At 35.4% G+C, this 22,180-nt stretch carries 20 protein-coding genes; 5 read left to right on the forward strand and 15 right to left on the reverse strand.

The genetic code is table 11. From position 1 onward, the window contains the following. Positions 1–320: 320 nt before the first annotated feature. The 4 genes from IP023_RS09520 to IP023_RS09535 all read right to left on the reverse strand — a co-directional run bounded on the left by IP023_RS09520 (position 321) and on the right by IP023_RS09535 (position 5,734). Positions 321–2,402 (reverse strand): fimbrillin family protein, encoded by a 2,082-nt coding sequence (locus tag IP023_RS09520; protein WP_241790043.1) that lies wholly within the window; start codon positions 2,400–2,402, stop codon positions 321–323. 27 nt (positions 2,403–2,429) lie between these two features. Continuing rightward, positions 2,430–2,600, reverse strand: a complete 171-nt coding sequence (locus IP023_RS09525) for a hypothetical protein (protein ID WP_241790044.1) — start codon at positions 2,598–2,600, stop codon at positions 2,430–2,432. Positions 2,601–3,920: 1,320 nt separating this feature from the next. After that, the gene (rsmG, locus tag IP023_RS09530) at positions 3,921–4,556 is read right to left on the reverse strand and encodes a 16S rRNA (guanine(527)-N(7))-methyltransferase RsmG (RefSeq protein WP_241790045.1); all 636 of its coding nucleotides are present in this window, start codon (positions 4,554–4,556) and stop codon (positions 3,921–3,923) included. A 35-nt stretch (positions 4,557–4,591) separates the two neighbouring features. After that, positions 4,592–5,734: a glycosyltransferase gene (locus IP023_RS09535; RefSeq protein ID WP_241790046.1), complete on the reverse strand. Its 1,143-nt coding sequence runs from the start codon at positions 5,732–5,734 to the stop codon at positions 4,592–4,594. A gap of 127 nt (positions 5,735–5,861) precedes the next feature. Here IP023_RS09535 and tgt point away from each other — a divergent pair, with 127 nt between their 5' ends. From tgt to IP023_RS09550, 3 genes are read left to right on the forward strand one after another with little or no spacing between them, the layout of a single operon-like run. Continuing rightward, on the forward strand, positions 5,862–6,992 hold the full coding sequence (tgt, locus tag IP023_RS09540) for a tRNA guanosine(34) transglycosylase Tgt (protein WP_241790047.1): 1,131 nt from the start codon (positions 5,862–5,864) through the stop codon (positions 6,990–6,992). A gap of 39 nt (positions 6,993–7,031) precedes the next feature. Continuing rightward, a complete protein-coding gene (locus IP023_RS09545; protein WP_241790048.1) occupies positions 7,032–8,114 on the forward strand; it encodes an LptF/LptG family permease in 1,083 nt (360 codons plus the stop codon). Between the two features lie 4 nt (positions 8,115–8,118). Further along, complete coding sequence (locus IP023_RS09550) at positions 8,119–9,012, forward strand: DMT family transporter (protein WP_241790049.1); 894 nt, start codon at positions 8,119–8,121, stop codon at positions 9,010–9,012. 37 nt (positions 9,013–9,049) lie between these two features. Here IP023_RS09550 and mnhG read toward each other — a convergent pair whose 3' ends face one another. From mnhG to acs, 8 genes are all read right to left on the reverse strand, one after another. Next, on the reverse strand, positions 9,050–9,469 hold the full coding sequence (gene mnhG, locus IP023_RS09555; RefSeq protein ID WP_241790050.1) for a monovalent cation/H(+) antiporter subunit G: 420 nt from the start codon (positions 9,467–9,469) through the stop codon (positions 9,050–9,052). Further along, positions 9,462–9,734: a monovalent cation/H+ antiporter complex subunit F gene (locus IP023_RS09560; protein ID WP_241790051.1), complete on the reverse strand. Its 273-nt coding sequence runs from the start codon at positions 9,732–9,734 to the stop codon at positions 9,462–9,464. The genes mnhG and IP023_RS09560 overlap by 8 nt, the downstream gene beginning before the upstream one ends. Then, the gene (locus tag IP023_RS09565) at positions 9,734–10,210 is read right to left on the reverse strand and encodes a Na+/H+ antiporter subunit E (protein WP_241790052.1); all 477 of its coding nucleotides are present in this window, start codon (positions 10,208–10,210) and stop codon (positions 9,734–9,736) included. The genes IP023_RS09560 and IP023_RS09565 overlap by 1 nt, the downstream gene beginning before the upstream one ends. 4 nt (positions 10,211–10,214) lie before the next feature. Continuing rightward, positions 10,215–11,660, reverse strand: coding sequence for a proton-conducting transporter transmembrane domain-containing protein (locus tag IP023_RS09570; protein WP_241790053.1), 1,446 nt, complete (start codon positions 11,658–11,660; stop codon positions 10,215–10,217). 59 nt (positions 11,661–11,719) lie between these two features. Continuing rightward, the gene (locus tag IP023_RS09575; RefSeq protein ID WP_241790054.1) at positions 11,720–12,076 is read right to left on the reverse strand and encodes a Na+/H+ antiporter subunit C; all 357 of its coding nucleotides are present in this window, start codon (positions 12,074–12,076) and stop codon (positions 11,720–11,722) included. Beyond that, positions 12,076–12,501, reverse strand: a complete 426-nt coding sequence (locus IP023_RS09580; RefSeq protein WP_241790055.1) for a Na+/H+ antiporter subunit B — start codon at positions 12,499–12,501, stop codon at positions 12,076–12,078. The genes IP023_RS09575 and IP023_RS09580 overlap by 1 nt, the downstream gene beginning before the upstream one ends. Next, positions 12,501–14,816: a hydrogen gas-evolving membrane-bound hydrogenase subunit E gene (mbhE, locus tag IP023_RS09585; RefSeq protein ID WP_241790056.1), complete on the reverse strand. Its 2,316-nt coding sequence runs from the start codon at positions 14,814–14,816 to the stop codon at positions 12,501–12,503. Before mbhE ends, IP023_RS09580 begins: the two co-directional genes overlap by 1 nt. A 264-nt stretch (positions 14,817–15,080) precedes the next feature. After that, positions 15,081–16,997: an acetate--CoA ligase gene (gene acs, locus IP023_RS09590; protein ID WP_241790057.1), complete on the reverse strand. Its 1,917-nt coding sequence runs from the start codon at positions 16,995–16,997 to the stop codon at positions 15,081–15,083. 190 nt (positions 16,998–17,187) lie between these two features. Here acs and IP023_RS09595 point away from each other — a divergent pair, with 190 nt between their 5' ends. Further along, positions 17,188–18,054: a UbiA prenyltransferase family protein gene (locus IP023_RS09595; protein ID WP_241790058.1), complete on the forward strand. Its 867-nt coding sequence runs from the start codon at positions 17,188–17,190 to the stop codon at positions 18,052–18,054. Here the strand turns inward: IP023_RS09595 and IP023_RS09600 are convergent. From IP023_RS09600 to rsmA, 3 genes are read right to left on the reverse strand one after another with little or no spacing between them, the layout of a single operon-like run. Next, a complete protein-coding gene (locus IP023_RS09600) occupies positions 18,038–18,961 on the reverse strand; it encodes an NAD(P)-dependent oxidoreductase (protein WP_241790059.1) in 924 nt (307 codons plus the stop codon). The genes IP023_RS09595 and IP023_RS09600 overlap by 17 nt on opposite strands. A 5-nt stretch (positions 18,962–18,966) precedes the next feature. Further along, positions 18,967–20,124, reverse strand: a complete 1,158-nt coding sequence (locus IP023_RS09605; RefSeq protein WP_241790060.1) for an FAD-dependent monooxygenase — start codon at positions 20,122–20,124, stop codon at positions 18,967–18,969. Positions 20,125–20,134: 10 nt separating this feature from the next. Then, positions 20,135–20,911 (reverse strand): 16S rRNA (adenine(1518)-N(6)/adenine(1519)-N(6))-dimethyltransferase RsmA, encoded by a 777-nt coding sequence (gene rsmA / locus IP023_RS09610; protein WP_241790061.1) that lies wholly within the window; start codon positions 20,909–20,911, stop codon positions 20,135–20,137. A 149-nt stretch (positions 20,912–21,060) separates the two neighbouring features. Here rsmA and pdxA point away from each other — a divergent pair, with 149 nt between their 5' ends. Beyond that, positions 21,061–22,116: a 4-hydroxythreonine-4-phosphate dehydrogenase PdxA gene (gene pdxA / locus IP023_RS09615; RefSeq protein WP_241790062.1), complete on the forward strand. Its 1,056-nt coding sequence runs from the start codon at positions 21,061–21,063 to the stop codon at positions 22,114–22,116. Positions 22,117–22,180: the final 64 nt, after the last annotated feature.

Below are 22,180 nucleotides of genomic sequence, written 5' to 3' on the forward strand. Positions count from 1 at the left end.
GACGCCAACAGAATTCCTGTTGAAATATGGAAAACTCTCTGAGTTTCCAACATTCCAACAGGATAACAATAGCAATTCTGATTGGAATTCTTTAGTTTTGAATGTAGCTAGTTAGGGTAAGATTACACATCAAAGAGTTGATAGTTTAAAGGAGCAGATTGCTACAGAAGAAGCTACAAAGAACGCATTTAAAAACTACGAATAAATATTGAATTGTCGTTTAGAGAAATGCTACCGAATAGATGTACAAAAGGGAACAATTTGTCAATTGTTCCCTTTTGTTTATGATAAAAAAGAATCAATGCAATACTATAATTGGTCTAGAAATCAGTATAATCACCAGAACCTAAGCCTCCCGTGTTGATGCCAAAAAATTCCGCATTGATAACTGCCCAGGACATGATATTTGCAAATACCACTGAATTCCAAACTAATGTTGTATTTGCTACAATTCCATTCCCAGCATATCCATATAGCTTTGGTATTGGGTAGTTGGTATAATTTAAAGCAGGATTCGTGTTATTTGATCCGCTAGCAGTATTTACCGTTGCAAAAGGTTCTATTAGATAATTGTTATAAATCCCTGCCGTCAATTGATTAGATAAAAAACCACCGTCACCAATCCAAAAGAAGTGTCTAGTGTTGTGCTTAAACATCGTGATGCCATTCGGAGCTACTGTTCCATTTGCAGCTTTTGAATCACTATAGGTCGTTATCATAGACTCCGGTACATTTGTTAATGATGTAGTAGCTGAAGCATCTTCTCCCCAGTATTTTTGTCGGATATCACCAAATGGACCATTTAGTATTTCATCATCAATATTTCCCATTTGATACAAAGCACCTGAACTATAACCATTATTTTGTAAAGTTATTGCAGGTGTCGGGTTCCCAAATAGCAAGTTGAAAAATGGCTGTTGAGCTATTCTGTCGTTAGCATCTATACCGTCAGTCATTAGCAGTACCACTCCACCATTATCTATATAAGTTTTCAAGGATGTTATATCATCATTATTCATTCTGTAATAAACAGAAATGATTACAATATCTGGTTTTGAGGCCGCATCGAGGAATGTGTTTAACGTTCCATTTAAATAACATCGTTGATGGCTAAATCCACCACTTCGTACTATGCTCGTGGATAGTAAGCCATAATTTTTTTGCTCAGATATCATATTATAAGAAGCACGATTGTTTGTTCCTCCAGGGAAACTAGTGCCATTAGAAGACCAAGGTTGGGCCGCATATCCGTAATTATCAGCACCTATTCGTGTAACATGAAGGATTTTCCTTTCTTTAAATTTGTACCACAGCTTAAATTTTGCTATTAATTTTTTTCCGGGCTCTGTGGGTACAGGTCCAAAAATCCTACTAACAGTTGTAGCAGGTACTAATTCTACCACTGTACCTGTAGGTGTATTGGGATAGACAATATTTAATTTTTCAATTTCTACTCCAAAAGTTTTATTTGTAGAGTTGTTATTTGCTGGTTGAACTATATAACATCGTGCTATTTTTATTTTTTTAATAGTAGGATGATCTTGTATAATATCATTCAGATTAACGCTATAAGGTTGTGGATTAGTGATTGTGCCAGTAGTCAACGAAAGTGTCCCCTTATACAGAAAGTCTGGATTGGATGTGAATTTCCAGCTAAAGTTATTGGATATTGATTGCTCTGTTGGGTTACTTGGGTTGTTGGTTGGTATTTTTGCAAATAACCGATCATAATCTAACTCTATGGATACTAAAGCTAATTTGTGCTCAAATAAAATCGCAATAGGGTTGTTGCCTGCTACTGCTGTAAATATTTCGCTTCCTTTAGCATACATCAGGCTCTTGTTTGTCGGAGTTTCTAGTGTTTGTGCTGCCGTTGGCACAGGTATATCTTCCGTATCATCATATGAATAGGCATACCAGTTATATTTTTGGCCTTTTACTAAATCTATCGTAATAGGTGAGCCTGCTACTGCTTGGACTGTATTTATCACTTGGCCAGATTCATTTAATAGTACTACTCTGTACTTGTGGCCTGTTGTCATCCCAATATTAGCAGCTAGTTTGTTATGTATTTTTGTATTCCAATTCTCTACAGCATTTGGGTCATCAAATGATGATTCCATCAATTCGGTAATTGAAGACATTTCTATATCATTATTTGCATCTAGTATTTTATGTTCAATGGAAGGATTCTCTGATACTTTATTACCTACTATTGTGGGATTAGTAGACGCAATTTTACTATCGTCAGATTTAACACCTTTTATGGTAAAGGTGATTTGTGCAGCACTTGTATCATTTGTGGTTGTATTTATTTCTTTTTTACATGCTGTAAAGAGTAATAAGAGTAAAAGTAAGCAAGTAGGATAGGTTGGCTGAGTTGTTGGCATATTCTTTTTCATGAGCGTTAGTCTTTAATCGAATGAGTATTAATTAAATTCTATATTAATGCTGTCTACTGTAGATTCCCAATCTTTAATTTGAAGTGTGCTTTCTGAAGAATCATTCAAAATAATGAAGGATGAGCTTTGCGCTAAGCATTCTTCAATTTCTATCTTCTGTACCTCAATGATGGGTTTAGTATAAATTGATTTTTTCATATATTTTTTATTTCTAACATTGATGATTGTCGCTTTTTTTTTATTAAGTACTTCTTTACTGTAGTGATTGTTAACTAAACAATTATTTTTAACAATTGTTTCTTTAGGATTAATTTTTTTGTCATCCAGTGATTAGTATTGTTGCTTTATTATCGTTCTGATGTTTATTTTTGAATCACATGGTTGCATTATTTCTTTGAAAAGAAAATTTATTTAACAATCGTTTGATTGGCGCTTCAATGAAGTTAATTGGTTAATAGTCAATTGAGCTGCTTATTGCTGTTTTTAAGTTTGTTTAAGTTTTATTGATTGTAATAATTGTTAACTAAACAATTTTATTAAACAATTGTGTGTTTATTGTTTAATAGTTGATTATGCTGTTGATCGTCATTTTTATGTTTTCTTTATACTTTTTAATGTAGCTCTTTCGTACTTCATTCACTTAGAGTGCTGCTAATCTGTTGTTTAAGCAAGTAGTGAAAAATATTTATTTCTGCTATAATTTACCGTTAGGTCTTGAATAGGGGATTTATGAATATGGACAAGCCTATTCTCTTAGGAAGAGAATTTGGTTATTTCAAAGTTTATTAATGCTTTGGTTTTGACCTTCTCTATAATAATCCTTATGCTTAAAAATGTAGTTTTATTAAATTAGGATGCTGAAAAAGAGTAAACTCAGCGAGGCTTATATCACGAAGATTTTAACCCAACAAGGCTAATGCTAATCTGTTTCGGTTTCCTGCCGAGAACATGATTTCAGCCTATGAATGTTTTATGGTTGGAAGAGTAAGTATTTTGATAAGGCATCAATATTTGTTTTCTTCTATTGTATAGCTTATGCGCTATTTTAGTGTAAAGGCTCGAGGGGAGCTTTCACAAAAGGTTGTTCTCACTATTAATACGCTAATATTCCGCTGTCATACGAAGGCTGATGACCTCAAGGTCGATGATAGCAGGAGATCAGCGCGGAAAGGGTAATAGCCTATCTGTTGTTATTTTCTAAAGACCTCCAATGTTCATTGGTAATATGCTCTTAAGTTGTTCATTTTAAAGTGTTTTGTTGTAAATGTAATTTATTGATTAATAAGGGAGTGAATAACTTATCCTTTGCTTTTTTATTCCTAAATCATAATGCAGAACATGTTATTGTATTAATAAATCAATAATTCTATTTCTTTGGGCTGTATGCACTACGTATACCTGATGATTTATTCCTGTGGAATACGGTATTGTTAATCTATCATTTAATAATTTTTTGCAATAATAAAGGAGCTTCAATTTATGGAAGCTCCTTCGTATTTTAATTAGTTTTTTGATCCTTTACATGGGTACATATACGACATATTTTGTGTCGAAGAAATCTTCTTTAAAATAAGAAGATAATGGGTGTAGCTCTGCTTTCAATTTTGACTCTTTGATCTCTTCTTTTAGATCGCCTCCTTTGAGGTATAGAATTCCATTTGGGATAGCATTTTTATCCTTTTTCTCAAATTTATTTCTTATCCAAGGGGTAAAGTCCGCTAATCTTGTGACAGCTCTAGATACCACAAAATCATATTTGTAATCTATCTGCTCCGCACGCATATGATCAGCCTCCACATTGGTAAGACCTATAGCTGCTGCTACTTCACGTACTACCTTTATCTTCTTGCCGATAGAATCTACTAAATGGAAATGTACTTCTGGAAATATAATCGCCAATGGAATACCCGGAAATCCTCCGCCTGTACCTACATCCAATATACGTGTGCCTGGCGTGAATTCAGTAACGAATTTAGCAATGCCTAAAGAATGTAGTATATGTTTTAAGTATAAGCTCTCAATGTCTTTACGAGAGATTACATTGATCTGATCATTCCAAAAAGGATAAACCTCTGCCAGCTTAGCGAATTGCTCTTTTTGCTTTTCGCTAAGTTTCGGGAAATATTTATAAATGATATCTACTGATGGATTCACGATGTTTTGATGTTATAGTAAATAATAAATGGAAACTACTTCCATGTTTTGATCTTCTTTTTTCTATTGAAAAGACCATTTAAGCAGATGTAAAAATAAAAAAATACATCCAAAATTGGTAGCCATATTAATAAGTCTTTGACGGCTAGCTTTATAAATATAGGTCTGAATACTAAAAGTTGAATGATATAGCGTACGAAGTATAGGATAGCTGTGATATACCAAACCTGAGGGAATACAGCTATATTGATTCCCAAAAAGATGTAGAATAAAATGGAGGTAATCAATTGTGTAGCTAGCATCCATTGATGCGGTCTTTTATAGATGACAGAGGCACCAGCATGCCTGCCTTTTTGTTTGTAATAACTCTGCCACGTTTTCTTAGGTACCGAATATACGTGTGCATTAGGGTGAATGGCAATATTGACATTACTTGCTGTCGCATTTTGGTTGACAAAAAGATCATCATCACCAGATTTGATATGCATGTGTGAATTGAAGCCTTTTCCTTTAAAAAATAAGGTTTTAAGGTAGGAAAGATTTCTTCCCACTCCCATATATGCATCTCCTTTGATAGCATAAGATAGGTAGCTCATAGCAGTATGGGTCGTTTCAAATCGGATCAGTTTGTTGAGAAATCCTTTTTCTTTGAAATATGGGGAGTAACCCAGTACGATCTCTGTCCCTTGTTTATAGGCGCCGACCATTTCACGCAACCAAAGATTACTTTCTGGTTGACAGTCTGCATCAGTCATTACTAGCTGCTCATATTTGGCGGCTTTGATGCCTAATGTCAGTGCAAATTTCTTTGAGTTTTTTATGCGTAGATGTGCCTTTATTTCTACAACATGAATATTGTTGTATTCACTTTTGTATTTTTCTAAAACCCATTTCGTATCATCTGTAGAATTGTCATTGACAACAATAACCTCAAATTGTGGATAATCTTGCTGTAATATGGTGGATAGGAAGCTTTTAAGATTATCTTCTTCATTGCTTGCACAAATGATAACACTTACCGGTGGTAAATCATCTTGTTCTTGGAAAGAATGAACTTTGAAACGTGATAATTTGCCATATACGAAGAGTATATAATACAACTGGAATAGGAATAGTATTCCTAATATTCCATAAAGTATAAATATAGAATCAGTTGTGATGTTGAAATTTAGTTGCATAAGAATACTCAAAGATAAGGTGTTATTTTAATAATATGTCTTTTGGGTGTTAATTATTGCTAATATAGGAATGGAAATGCAGTAGGCTCAAAATTTTGTCGTATTTTTGCGCTGAATTTATTACATTATGAAATTTACGCTTACAGCACAAGATAAACATTCTAGCGCCCGCGCTGGGGTTATGGAGACTGCTCACGGTACGATTGAGACTCCAATTTTTATGCCCGTTGGTACAGCAGGTACAGTAAAGGCTGTTCATCAACATGAGTTGGTTAACGATATTCAAGCTCAGATTATATTGGGTAATACATACCATCTATATTTAAGACCAGGGCTTGATGTCTTGCACAAAGCAGGTGGTTTACACAAATTTAACGGTTGGGATAAGCCCCTTCTTACAGATTCGGGTGGCTATCAAGTATATTCTTTGACAGAGGTACGCAAAATTAGAGAAGAAGGTGTGACGTTTCGTTCGCATGTTGATGGTTCTAAACACTTGTTTACACCAGAGAATGTAATGGATACACAGCGTATCATTGGTGCTGATATCATTATGGCATTTGATGAATGTACGCCTTATCCATGTGATTATAACTACGCTAGACGTTCGATGGATATGACGCATCGTTGGTTGAAAAGATGTTGTGATAGATTTGATAGTACTGAGCCATTGTATGGTTATGATCAGACTTTATTCCCTATTGTCCAAGGATCCGTTTATAAAGATTTGCGTGCAAAATCTGCCGAGACGATAGCATCATTTGAACGTGAAGGTAATGCAATCGGTGGACTTTCGGTAGGAGAGCCTGCAGAAGAGATGTATGCTATGACCGAAGTGGTTACGAATATTCTTCCGAAGGAAAAACCGCGTTATTTGATGGGCGTTGGTACACCGATTAATATTCTAGAAAATATCGCTTTAGGTATTGATATGTTTGACTGTGTGATGCCTACGCGTAATGCGCGTAATGGTATGTTATTCACGCGTAATGGTACAATCAATATCAAGAATGAAAAATGGAAAGATGATTTCTCTCCTATTGAAGCAGAAAGTGACTTGATGATGGACCAAATCTACTCGAAAGCATATTTGCGTCATTTAATCCGTTCAGAAGAAATACTAGGGGCTCAAATTGCGTCTTTACATAATTTACACTTCTATCTGTGGTTGACCAAAGAAGCACGTGCAAAAATTATCGATGGTACATTTTATGATTGGAAAGAAAAAATGGTAAAAGTATTAGGACAACGTCTATAATATTTTGACATTTGATAAATTCCCATTTAATTTGATTCTATGAATATTATAGACCGTTATATCTTTAAAAAATACATGACAACATTCCTATTTACCGTAGGAGTGTTTATTGTTGTTATTGTGATTTTTGATATTTCGGAAAAATTAGATGATTTCTTAAAGAATAAAGCTTCTTTCACGGATGTATTATTTAAATATTATGCCTTAGGGTCCGTTCCATTTTTTCTAAATATGCTTACACCGCTGATGAATTTCATTGCGGTTATATTTTTTACCTCAAAAATGGCTGACCAGACGGAAATTGTTCCTATTCTCAATGGAGGAATGAGTTTTAACCGGATGTTAAGGCCCTATATGTATGGTGCTTTTGTCATCTTTTTATTTACATTGATTTCTAATCTATATATATTACCATTTACGAATAAGCTTAAGGTTAATTTTGAAAACGTATATGTCAAGCCGCATAAAATCACGACCGATACACGTGCTACGCATATGCAGATTGATAGTAATACATACGTCTATATTGATAATTTTGATACTAGATCGTCTATCGGATATGGTTTTGTGTTGGAAAAATTTAATGACAATGAATTAACGGAAAAATTAATGGCTGATCGTATTACCTGGGATTCCGTATCCAATAAATGGCGTATAGAAAATTATACCAATCGCCTAATTGTTGGATTAACGGAGAAGATGGAGAAGGGCGATTCTAGGGATACCACGCTTGATATGAGGCCTAAAGATTTTGAGGTTTACGAAAATATTTTTACGGCAATGACGACTAGTGAGTTGAATTCACGGATCGTTAAAGAAGAAACGCGAGGTACGGGTATGATGACGGATTTGTTGTTAGAGAAGTATAAAAGGTGGATTCATCCTTTCTCTGTGTTTATATTAACAGTGATGGCCGTTGCACTATCTTCCAAAAAGGTACGTGGTGGGATTGGCTTAAGTTTAGGAATTGGTATTGGCCTTAGCTTTGCATTTTTAGTATTCAATCAATTTTCAACTATGTTTGCGCTAAAAGGAGGGTTGTCTCCTATAATAGCGGTTTTAATACCTAGTTTAACATTTCTAATTTTAGGACTTATCTTATTAAAGAAAGCTCCAAAGTAACATTATGTCATTTTTCGAACGTAACCGTAATGTAATATTGCTACATTTTACGGTATTAATATGGGGCTTCACGGGAGTACTAGGTGAACTTATTACAGTTTCTGCATTACAATTAGTATGGTATCGCGTCTTGATTGCGGCGGTAACCTTATTTTTCTATTTAATTTTCACCAAAAAGAAAATCACTGTTCCGATTAAGGATATGGTAAATTTTTTAGGGGTAGGTGCTTTGGTAGGTTTACATTGGATATTTTTCTTCCACGGTATCAAGATAGCTACGGTCTCTGTTGTATTGGTTACACTTTCTTCATTGACTTTATTTACCGCCATATTAGAACCATTATTCTATAAGAAACGTATTTCTGCCGGGGATGTGGTTGTGGGATTATTGATTATTTTAGGGATTTACCTGATATTCAAATTTGAATTCCAATATTGGAAAGGTATTGTTTTTGGCCTGTTAGCAGCTTTGTGTGCCAGTATCTTTTCTATACTAAACGGCAAGATGGTCAAAGATAATAGTCCTACTATTATTACCTTTTACGAAATGATAGGAGCATGGGTTAGTGTTTCAGTTATCATGCTATTTGCAAATGATTTTAATAGTAGTATGATTTTATCCTATGCAGATTTGTTTTACTTATTGGTATTAGGAAGTGTATGTACAGCGTTAGCTTATGTTTTGGGGGTAGCCGTAATGAAAGAATTATCCGCCTTTACAGTTGCGCTTACTACAAACCTGGAGCCTGTATATGGGATTCTTTTAGCGATGCTTATCATTGGTCAAAAAGAAAAGATGAGTATAGGGTTTTATACTGGTGCTCTTATTATTTTAGGGGCTGTATTTGTTTATCCTGTGATACGTAAAAAGCTTCAAAATCGAAAGAGAATTGGTTAATTAACAAAGGGCTTAAATATTTTTAAGCCCTTTGTTATTACTTTGTTTCATCTTCGCTGTCTGCGATTTGTTCTTTTTCTACCGAAATGGGATCATCCGTTTGGCACTCATTTTTCAATTCATGTGTTTCTTTATCATATTTCCCTGATAATTCATCAATAATCGTTTCTTTCCACAATGGTGTTCCTGTGAAATAGGCCGCACGACCAATCATATGAGCTGCAATAGGAGACGTGATAATTAAAAAGAATATAATAGCAAATGCTTTTGTGGTAACAGATATATCAGGGAATAATATCGCTGCGCACAATAATAATAGACCTACCCCTAGGGTTGCTGCTTTGACAGTAACCGAAAGACGTAAGTAGAAATCAGGCATTCTCAAAATCCCTAAGGAAGCAAAAAATATAGCTAAAGCACCAATGGTACTTAATATTGCAATTAATAAATCAATCATCTTCTTGTTTTTCTATGTAAAAGGAAAAGGCTACCGTACCCAAAAAGGCAATTAGTGCCAAGATAATAGCTACATCCAAAAATACTTTCTGATTGGAGCGAATGGTAAAAATCGTTATAATACCGATACCAATAGTAATGATTAGATCCAGAGCAATCACACGATCTACTACACGCGGTCCCTTGATCAATCGTATGAATACCAATAATACGGATATCGTAAGTATAGGTAATATAAAATAGTCAAAATATGTTTCTAATGTCATTATCGTATGGCTTCTAATAATCTACGTTCTAAACCTGATTTTGTATCGCGTACAAATTTTTCAGGATCTTGAAGGTACATCACATGGATATACATTGTTTTTTTATCCTCACTAATATCCAGTATCAACGTACCTGGTGTAAGGGATATCATCGTCGACAATAAGTTTATCTCCATTTCTGTCTTTGCATTTAATGGATATTTTACTATACCTGGACGCATAAAATATTTTGGTGTCATTACATCATAGGCTACCTGTACATTAGCTTTAATCATTTCATAAAGAAAATAAAATATAAAACTAATGATCCGTGGTACTTTATTAAAGTATCTACGATCCGTATCATTCCTATTCATGATCCACAAGATTCCAAACCCGATCATAAAACCAAATACAAAGTTGGTATAATACATGGAACCTGTTAATGCTACCCAAATAAATGATAGCAATAAGTTCATCAAAAACTGCTTAATCATATTGCTAATTTTGTTTACCTAAGACTGCCTCAATATAGGGTTGTGTAGATATCAACTGATCTGATATCTTATCAACTAATACAATGATTGCCTCAGCATTTAATCCTACATATAATGTTACACAGCCCAAAAGTCCTATTGGTAATACCAGTAAGATCTTGCGAAATAAGGGCATGGGTTCAAATTTATTATCTACTTCAACTCCCGCAGGTACATCTTTCCAAAATACTTCAGACCACATGTTTGCGATGGTATAAAGGGTTACAAAACTTCCTAATATTAAGGCTGCCGCAAATATATATTGTCCATTGGTAAAGGATGCTTGAAACAAGTATACTTTTGGCCAAAATCCTGATAATGGAGGAATACCTACTAAAGAAAATAAAACGATAGCGATTAATAACGATATTTTTGGATATTGTGCATATAAACCACCAAGGGATTTCATGTTCATCGTCCCTCTCATTTGGCGGATTAATCCGGCTATTAAAAACATATTCGTTTTTACGAGGATATCATGAAAGAGATAGAAAATAGTACCCATTAGAGCAACTTTCGTAAACATAGCGATACCACCCACCATAAAACCAATGTGACATACGATCAAGTAGGAGAATAAGCGACGGATATTGACTTTTATTAAAGCGCCCAAACTACCCGTTACAATGGTAAGGATCGCAAGTGCCATTAATAAATTCTTAGTAAATTCATCGGGTATAAATATCAAACTAAATACGCGAATGATGGCATAGATACCTACCTTGGTCAGTAAACCTCCAAAGGTTGCAGCAACAGCTGATGGCGGCGTATGATAAGATGATGGAAGCCAATAATATAATGGAAATACCGCAGATTTGATACCAAAGCCTATCAAAAAGAAACAGGCCGTAATACCTACTAATGATTGGTTCTCTACTAGTTTTATTTTTAAGGCTAGATCGGCCATATTTAGCGTACCTGTGATACCATATAATATACCTATCCCTGTCAGGAAAAATGTAGAAGCCAATATATTCATAGCCATATATTTTACGGCTCCTTCTAATTGTGCTTTTCTTCCTCCTAAGGTCATCAATACAAATGAAGAGATAATAATAACCTCAAACCATACATATAGATTAAATATATCTCCTGTCAGAAATGCACCATTAAGACCCATTACCAAGAAATGGAAAATTGGGAAATAACCATATAGCATCCGTTGCCTACTGAGTCCGGTTGCGGAAAATAACGACACAGCCAAAGCGGCCAAAGAGGTGATTAATACTAATGTCGAACTCAGTAAATCCGCCACGAATACAATCCCAAATGGGGCATCCCAATTGGACGAATTCATCGTTAATATGCCGCTATGGTATACTTTCGTAAATAGACGTATCGCTAATAGTACACCTAAAGAGCTACCAATAACACTCATGACACGTTGGGTAACGGTCTTCCGCCAAGCCATAAGTTGGGCTATAGCAGTGAAAAGATGGATGAAAACGGGGGCTAAAATGTAATTGTCAATCATATGTCTTCTTCCTCATTCGTGTTTAAATCGTCCAAATCATCCGAATTTACAAGTGCATAAACTCTTTTAAGCAATACGATAGCAAAGGCTGTTAGTGCAAAACTGATAACAATGGCCGTTAGTATCAATGCTTGTGGAATAGGATCTGCAAAAATATCTTGAAAAAGCTTTGCTTTTTCATCTATTACAGGGGGTTTACCTTTAGTAATACCTCCCAATAGAAAGATAAGTATATTGGCACCACTGCCTAATAACATGATACCTAATAATAGTTTTACCATACTTCTGCGAAGAATAAGGTAAACGCCGGCCCCATATAATAGGCCAATAAGAATAATAAGTAGTAATTCCATTAATTTTTTTCCTCCAAATTATTCAATGATATCGTAAATAGAATAGTCAATACTACACCTATCACTACCAAGTAAACACCTAAGTCAAAAAATAAAGATGAACCTATCATGCCTATTACAGGGATTGGTTCTTCTAACCATAATCCTGTCATTGCTGGCAAGCCAAATAACATAGGTATTGTTACGCTGACCGTTGAGATGGCTAATCCAACAGGGATTAAGGATAATGGCTTATGTTTTAATATTTTCATGGTCGCTTCTGTACCATTTGCAAAGCTGTGTAGTACAAATGCAATAGATGCAACTAAGCCTCCTACAAAACCACCACCAGGATAATAATGCCCCCGTAGCAACAAGAAGAAAGAAAACAACAACAGAATAGGTAGTAAATATTTTGTCGCTGATTGTAAAATTGGACTTTTCATTATTCTTTTTCAGATGATTTTAAACGTAAACGAATCATACTATATACTCCTATAGCAGCAATACTAAGTACTACGGTCTCAAACATAGTATCAATTCCTCTGAAATCTACTAAAATAACGTTAACAACGTTTTTTCCTTTAGCCAATATGTATGCATTTTCGCCATAGAAATTTGAAATATCTTTATTGATGGGCTCTGCCCAAATTTTGAAAGCCGTTAAAGCGATTATTATACCAAAACTAATTGCAACTAAGGCATCTCTAAATAATACTTTTTTGTTTGTCAAATTGACAAAACCTGGAAGTTTGTACAGTACTAATACAAAGAGAACAGTAGACAATGTGTCAATTGTAAACTGTGTCATTGCTAAGTCGGGAGCACTGTAAATAACAAAAATTAAACAGATACAATAGCCTATAACACTCATGCTTACTACTGCAGTTAGTCTTGATGGTGTCGTCAGTATGAGAAAAAGAGCACCTATCAGGACAAATACGATAGCTACTTCATATAAGTCTGGGTATGTCAATGACCAAAAGTCAATGTAAATAGGGCCACTTACCCATAGCTTATAGGCTAAAACTGCTTCTGCAAATAAAATAATCTTCAAATGATAGGAACGAAGATAACCATTATGCATTCTGTCTGTATACCAGCTTGAAAATTGCATAATCTTTGATCCAAGCCCCATTATAATAGTTTTTGGAGAAATAACATTGAATCGCTCGATCGCAGCAAGCTTTGCCATACTAGGTTTATTGAGGATATATAGTAGGCTTCCTACAGCTAAAGTTCCTAAACTTAAGAATAATACTAATGTCCATCCATGCCATACCGCTAAATGTGAATTTGTATTTGCTCCAAATATGGTATTTGCAGTTTGATTTGTAATTAGTTCACCTACAACAGCAGGGAAGATACCTAAAATAATACCTAGTAGCGCCAATACAAGTGGTGGAATCCATAAGCCTTTGTAGGGGATATGAATTTTTTCGAATTGCTGTGGTAATTTACCTACGAATGGTGTTATACCTGCCATGAATCCTGCTGCTACTAATCCAATATTCGTAACGATCGCTAATCCAGTAAGTGTCCATATAAGTGTAGGATTTGAAAAAGTTAAGGTAGCTTCATAAATTAAGTCTTTTCCTATAAACCCAAGTGTTACCAAAGGAAAGCCTGCACTTGATAAGGCCGCTAGAATTCCTGCTAATGCTACAGGAGGTAATACTTTTCGTAAACCCGACAATACAGTAATATCTCGAGTATGGGTTTCGTGATCTATAATACCTGTAACTAGGAATAATGTTGCTTTGTAAAGTGCATGCGCTAGGATGAATACCGATACTGCTATCATAGCTTCTTTAGTTCCTAATCCTATCAAAAATGTTAAAATCCCTAGAGCCGATATGGTTGAATAGGCTAAAATACCTTTTAGATCTGTTCGAAATAGTGAATGTATAGACGCATACAACATTGTTATACCGCCAACTATTATTAATGTATAATTCCAATAATCTGTTCCTCCCAATATAGGTGAAAACCTAGCCAAAAGGTATATACCGGCTTTTACCATAGTAGCAGAATGTAAATATGCTGAAACTGGGGTAGGTGCCTTCATGGCGCCTGGAAGCCAAAAGTGAAAAGGAAATTGCGCTGATTTCGTAAATGCACCAATAAATAATAATCCAATAATTAATGGGTATAATGGATCTTTTAATAATAAATCGCGTGAATTTATTAATTCTGATATGGTATAAGTACCCGCAATATTTCCTATTAAAATTAATGATGCTAAAAGAAAAAAACCGCCTAATCCAGTTATGCTTAATGCCGTAAGGGCACTTTTTCGGGAATCTGCATTATCGTTGTTAAAGCCTATCAGAAAGAAAGAGGATATGCTCGTTAGCTCCCAAAAAATAAACAATAGTAAAATGTTATTCGAGAGTACCACACCTAACATGGCAGACATGAATAAAAAGAGGTACCCAAAGAATCGATCAAAATAGGGATGTCCTTTTAGATACTTACGTGCATAGATAAAAATTGCAGTCCCTATACCTGTTATCATTAAGGTAAATAGTAGGGAAAGACCATCTAATTTGAAGTCAAAATTTATACCTAAGGATGGTACCCAATTGATATGTTGCAATTGGATATTTCCACTGGAAATAAAGGGTATAAATGATGCGAAAAATGTAAATAGTACGGGTGGTAAAACTAAAAGTAAGGGGCTCCATTTTGCTTTTAGTCCCTTTCCAAAGAATACCATTGCAATCGAAAATAGTAACCCTGATAATACAGCTAGCAGCATTTAATGTTGTTTTGAATTTTGTGAATCCTTTAAAAATAATAAAAAAAATGTGTTTTTATGATGTTTAATTAGATTATTGTTGATTTTTGACCATTTTTCGGTATAAAGTTTTGTAATGTAAAAAAAAGGTCATTTATTATAAAGCGTTTAGTGGAGATGCTTAATGGAGTATAAAAATATATCCTTGTGCTTTTGCAGTGTATTAATATAAAAAAAACGAAGCCGTATTAGGAGTACGGCTTCGTTTTTTATAGTTGAGATTTATTATTTTCTTATTTCCTCAGCTCCTTTAACTATAGCCTCCACTACTGTGGGGTCTTGTAGGGTTGAGATATCACCTAAATTACTTAAATCATTTTCGGCTACTTTACGTAAAATACGTCTCATTATTTTGCCCGAGCGCGTTTTTGGTAAATCTGTCACAAATTGAATAATATCTGGTTTTGCGATAGCACCAATTATACGACTTACCGTTTGCATGATGTCTGCTTTTGTTTTTTCGGCGTCTAGATGATGATTAGCGATTACATAAGCATAAATACCTTGTCCTTTGACTGGATGTGGATACCCTACAATTGCTGACTCTACCACATCTGAGTGCATGTTGATCGCATTCTCTACTTCTGCAGTACCGATGCGGTGACCAGAGACGTTCAGTACATCATCTACACGTCCTGTGATTCTATAATATCCTTCAGGGCTACGATAACAGCCATCACCTGTAAAATACATATTTTCATAGGTGGAGAAGTAGGTCTGTTTACAACGCTCATGATCGCCCCATGTAGATCGTAACATTCCTGGCCAAGGGAATTTTATACATAGATTACCAGATACATCGTTACCTACTATTTCCTCGCCATTCTCATCCATCAAGCAGGGTTGAACACCAGGTAGTGGCAATAAGGCATAGCCTGGTATTTCGGGAGTTACTCCTGCAATAGGTGTGATTAAGTGACCGCCATTTTCAGTCTGCCACCACGTATCCGCGATAGGACACTTACCTTTACCTACTTTGTCGTGGTACCACTGCCATGCTTCTTCGTTGATTGGCTCTCCCACAGAACCGAGCACACGTAAAGATGAAAGATCTTTGTTATCGACAAATTCATCCCCAAATGCCATTAAAGATCGAATAGCCGTTGGTGCTGTATATAGGATATTTACTTTGTATTTATCTATTATATCCCAATATCTTCCCGCATCAGGGTAGGTTGGGATTCCTTCAAACATGAGTGATGTAGCACCTTGTGATAGCGGACCATATACAATGTAGCTATGGCCTGTTATCCAGCCAATGTCTGCTGTACAGAAATATACCTCTCCAGGTTTGTATTGAAAGGTATTGGCAAATGTATAACCTGTATATACCATATAGCCACCTGTTGAATGTACCACCCCTTTTGGTTTACCGGTAGATCCTGAGGTATATAATATAAATAAGGTATCTTCCGCATCCATTTCTTCAGCAGGGCATGCAGGATTACCTTGTGTTTCGACTTTTTTAATCTCATCCTCCCACCATACATCACGGCCTTTAAGCATCGCTATTGGTGTGCGTGAACGTGTAAGCACAATTACTTTTTCTACCGTATGGCACTGCATTAATGCATCATCAACAATAGTTTTTAATTCTAATACTTTATTACCACGGTAACCACCATCTGCTGTAATTACTAACTTACACGAAGCATCATTGATACGGTCTGCAATAGATTGTGCCGAGAATCCTCCAAATACTACAGAATGTATAGCGCCAATACGAGCACATGCTAATACAGCTATAACAAGCTCAGGTACCATCGGAAGATAAATACAAACACGATCACCTTTTTTTACATTGTTATTTTTTAATACCGTAGCAAATTGTTCTACTTTACTAAGTAATTGCTTGTATGTCAATATGCGATGTGCTTCATTAGGATCATTTGGTTCCCAAATAATAGCAGGTGTGTCACCATTTTTATATATGTGACGATCTAAGCAATTTTCGGTGATGTTTACTTTCGCACCTTCAAACCATCTAATGTCGGGTTCTGTAAAATTCCAATTCAGGACATTTGTCCATTTTCTTTTCCAAAAAAAATTGTCAGCAACTTCTCCCCAGAATTGCTCAGGATTTTCTATACTTTTTTTGTACACTTCTTGGTACTCTTCAAAACTTTTGATTTGAAAACTCATTGATTCCGCTCTTAATTTTTATTTATTGGTTTTAATTGTTTTATTTTATCTAAGTCAGTCATTTTCTTATTTAAATAAGAAAAAAGCCTTTCTACTATCACTAATTTATATTTTTTTGTGATAATTACTAATTTTTTAACGTTATTATAACGTAATATTTGTGTGCAAATGTGAATAAGTAATTGGCTTAATGGGATTAAATACTTCTTGGCGATTTATTATTTTTAGCAATCTGTTGATTGCAATGGCAGCGGCTAGTCAGAGCTTATTGACCTATCATCTACTGCATATACCATTCAATTTGTACATAATACTATTAGAATGGTCGGCAACACTTTTGCTTTATAATTTTAGTATGTGGCTATCAATGCCCAAAATGCAAAATAATTCGCCCTATTTACGAACGAGTTGGTATTTTGAAAATAGGCTTATTTTTATGTTCCTATCTTTGTTCGCGTTGGTGATTTTTATTTTCTCCTTGTTACAATTACATAGCTATACTTTCCTTTATTTGATATTTATTGGAATACTGAGTTTTGGCTATGCATTACCAATAATAAAAGTCAATGGAAAAGCAATGTCTTTCAGACAAATGGCTGGTGTCAAAGTCTTTTTAATAGCTTTGGTGTGGTCGCTCTCCACAGTAGGGATGCCAACGGTAGAATATTTTTCTACAGGAGGAATAGTAGAATGGGCTTATGTTGGTTATTGGGGACTTCTGGTGTTTTTATTTATATTGGCTATAACTATACCTTTTGATATTAGAGATCTAAAGCAAGATAAATATTATAATCTTCAGACTATACCTGTGATTTTGGGTGGGGCGAGGGCCAAGCTATTATGTTATAGTTTGTTATTTCTACATACGATGTTAGTAATCGTATTGTTCGGCATCACACAACCTGCAATATGGACACTAATATTTACTGATATAGTTGTATTTATTGTTCTTTATAAGATTATATTCCGACCAAGGGCCAATTACCAGCAAGTTTATATATTAGATTTAATACTTATCATACAGTTTTTACAGTATTATATTATTGCTGATCTCTAATGATTTTATCAGCCAAAATATCCGATAGCTTGTAATAGCTCTCAAATGTCCAACCTGCTACATGAGGACTAAATATTACATTGTTTCGAGCTATTAGATTATTATACCACGATTGTTCTCCCAATTTGGGGAATTTCTCTACAGGCAGAACATCAAATGCTGCGCCTAATATTTTGCCTTTATCCAATGCTTTTATTATTGCAGGAATATGGACGATACCTCCACGTGCCCCCATTAGGAAAAATATAGGTTTACGAAAGTGAAATAAATATTCGTCGTCGACAAGATTGGTAGTCTCTCGTGTCAAAGGGATATGGAAACTAAGTACATCCGCTTGTTTGACAACTTCCTCCATCGCTACTTCGGTAGCGTATTGATCTGTGAACCCCGTTTTGTATTTGTCATAAGCTATCACACGAACACCAAAACCGGATAGCTTTTGCGCCATTGCTTTGCCATTATGGCCATAGCCAATCAAAGCTACGGTTCTACCTTTGAGCTCATAGCCTCTATTTTCTTCCCTTTTCCAAATACCGTTTCTGATTTCCTCGTTACTGCGATTCAGATGATTCATTAAGCTTAGGAGCATACCTATCATATGCTCCCCTACGGCATCACAGTTGCCTTCATTGGCTGCGTAAAGGCGGATTCCTTTTTGTAGGGCATATGCTTCGTCTATATTATCTATACCAGCTCCAGATCGGCCGATATATTTTAGCTTTGTTCCCAAATCAATAAAGGAACTGTCTACCTGAAATTTGGACCTAATTATCAAGCCTTCATAAGAAGGGATTATTTTTTCCGCTTCTTCGCGTGTTATTGTAGGCATATAATCATAGCTAATACCTGCTTGATCAAATTTTTCCAACAATACTCCGTGTATATCATCAACAATTAGAAAGTTCATGTTTTTTAGGTGTTAATTTTCATGAAATCTACAGAAAGCAATTTTTGAAGATCGCGTTGTGTAAACTTTGAAGGTAGTTTTTTTAGAATCGTATTTCGAAGGAATACCAATGGTTTATTCTCCCATTGAGCAACCTCTCCAATAAATTTTGAGGTCTCTGTTATATATTTTGTACGTGCTAATCTTCTTTTTTCAAAGGATTGGAATGCCGCTATTACATCCTCTTTATGACCTAACTCATCTATCAGTACGGCTACATCTTCAAGTGCTTGACAGGCCCCTTGTCCCATATTGGGGGTAGTGGCATGGCCTGCATCACCGATCAAAAGTATATTAGCATAAGCAAGATTTTGAAGAGGTTTGATGTCAATAATATCATTCCAAATAAGATCTTTATCTTTTGTTTGAGCTAGTATCTGAGGAATGGGCGTATGATAATCCTTAAAGTCTTCGATTAAATTCGAAATAGTGTAATTTTTGAATTTGCTACTTTGTGCAGGGGCATTGATACAGGCATACCAATAAACACGATTTCCAACTAATGGTGTCATCCCAAATCGGCCTGCTTTACCCCATGTTTCAGATCCTTTATTCAACTTGATATCTGAATTATCTATCGTTGCACGCCAACAGGTGTAGCCCGCATAACGAGGTGCTGAAGATGGAATCAGCTGTTGACGCAATGGGGATTTGACACCATCCGCTATGATTAAATAGCGGCATTCATGTTGCGTGCCGTCTTCAAAATATAACGTAATTAGATCTTTCTGCTGTGTAAACTTTATTGCCCTTTTGTTTAAGACAATTTTTTCAACAGGGATTTTCGAATGCAGGTAGTGATGTAAGTCGGCACGATGAATAGTGAAATTGTCCTGCTTGTATTGGTCACTTAATGCGTTAGTATCCGGAGCTAATAAGATATTTCCTTGCTGATCGAGAATATTGTACGTACTAACATGGTGACCGATTTTTTCGATATCTTCTTTTAACCCCAAAAAATCCAATGCTTGCATCGCATTGGCAGCAAGACCAAAACCTGCGCCTATTCCTTTTACAAGAGCACTTTGTTCAAATAACATAAAGTCGCTATTAATGGATTGTAAGCCTATTGCTGCAGATAATCCAGCAACGCCTCCTCCAATAATAGCAAATTCACTATTCATATCATTTAAACTATGCGTTTGAAATTTCGTTTGTTAAAGTCACAAAATCAGCAACTGATAGGCGTTCAGCACGTAATTCGTACAATGGATTGTCACTCATTTTGTCTTTTGGTACTACCGCAGATAATGAATTACGTAGGGTTTTTCTACGCTGGTTGAAGCCTGCTTTTACCACTGACCAGAATAATTTTTCGTTACAGTCCAATTGAGAAACAGTATTGCGCGTCATGCGCATCACCCCAGATAATACTTTGGGTGGCGGGTTGAATGCGCCAGCTTTTACCGTAAACAAATATTCTACGTGATAATAGGCTTGTAGAAATACTGAAAGTATACCATATTCCTTAGTTCCTGGTTTTGCAACACAGCGTTCGGCTACTTCTTTTTGAAACATGCCAGCCATTTGTACTACGCGATCGCGCTCCTCTAATATTTTAAATAATATTTGTGAGGAGATATTGTATGGATAATTACCAATGATCGCCACTTTATCACCAAAATATTTTGAAAAATCTAAAGCAAGAAAATCACCGTGTATAAGTCTATGTTCTAGTTGTGGATATTTGTCTTGTAGGAATTCTATAGATTCATCATCTACATCGATTAGATAGGTCTCAAATTCATCCTTTTGTAACAAAAAATCAGATAATACACCCATCCCTGGACCTACTTCTAATACTTGTGTGAATCCTAAATCTGGATTTAATGCATCTGCGATACGTTTTGCAGCATTTTTGTCGTTTAAGAAATGTTGTCCTAGATGTTTTTTTGCGCGTACTGAATTCATTCCTCAAAAGTATAAAGTAAAAAGCAAAAAATGAACATTAGTCTGTCAAACTGTACAATTACTTTATAGCAAAGTGAATAATTTGTAGTTAAGGTAGTATAGCGTTGCCTAATTTTTCTTATTTTTGAATAACAAATAGCTTTTTGGTAATGAGTGAAAAAATAAAAGTAGGTATCAGCGTTGGTGATCTAAATGGGATTGGAATGGAAGTGATTATAAAATCCTTGATGGATAGTCGTGTTCTCGATTATTTTACTCCAATAGTTTATGGTAATACTAAGAACGCTTCATTTCACCGTAAAGCGAATAATATTAATGATTTCAGCTTCAATGTGATCAATGAAGTGGAACAAGCAAATCCGAAGCGCCCAAATATGATCAATGTTTGGCAAGAGGATGTTAAGATTACGCTAGGTGAAGATAATGAAATCGGCGGTAAATATGCATTCCTTTCCTTAGAAAAAGCAGTTGAAGATCTTAATGCAGGCAAAATTGATGCCTTAGTGACTGCACCAATCAATAAGCATAATATACAACAAGAAGGATTTAATTTTCCGGGACATACCGAATATTTACAAAGTAAAGTCAATGCTGATGATGTATTGATGTTTATGATTAGCGATGATTTGCGCATAGGTGTGGTGACGGGGCATGTGCCTTTGAAAGATGTTGCTAACCATATTACAGAAGAATCTATTCTAAAAAAGCTACGTTTGATGAATGATAGCTTGAAGAAAGACTTTTGGATTCAAAAGCCAAAAATTGCTGTTATGGGATTAAATCCCCATGCTGGTGATAATGGGGTGATTGGTACTGAAGATGACGATATTATTAGACCCGCTATATTGAAAGCTAAAGCCGAAGGAATATTGGCATTGGGTCCATATCCTGCGGATGGTTTTTTTGCTGGGGATGCCTTCAAAAAATTTGATGCCGTTTTAGCGATGTATCATGATCAGGGGCTTATCCCTTTCAAGCATATTGCGAGTCGCAAAGGTGTTAACTACACGGCTGGTTTGCCTATTGTACGTACATCACCGGATCACGGCACTGGCTATGATATTGCAGGGAAGAATATTGCATCCCATGAATCTTTCTTAGAGGCTATATTTGCGGCAGTTCATATCGTCAAAAATAGAAAAGAACAAGTCGAATTATCGGCCAATCCTTTAGCATTTAGAAAACTTTCAAGAGATAGAGATTAGTAAATAATATTTATTTGTACGCTAGTTATGGCGTAATATTTCTATAAAATAAGTATTTTTGCAA

This window comes from Sphingobacterium rhinopitheci, from assembly GCF_022627575.1.
GTDB lineage: Bacteria > Bacteroidota > Bacteroidia > Sphingobacteriales > Sphingobacteriaceae > Sphingobacterium > Sphingobacterium rhinopitheci.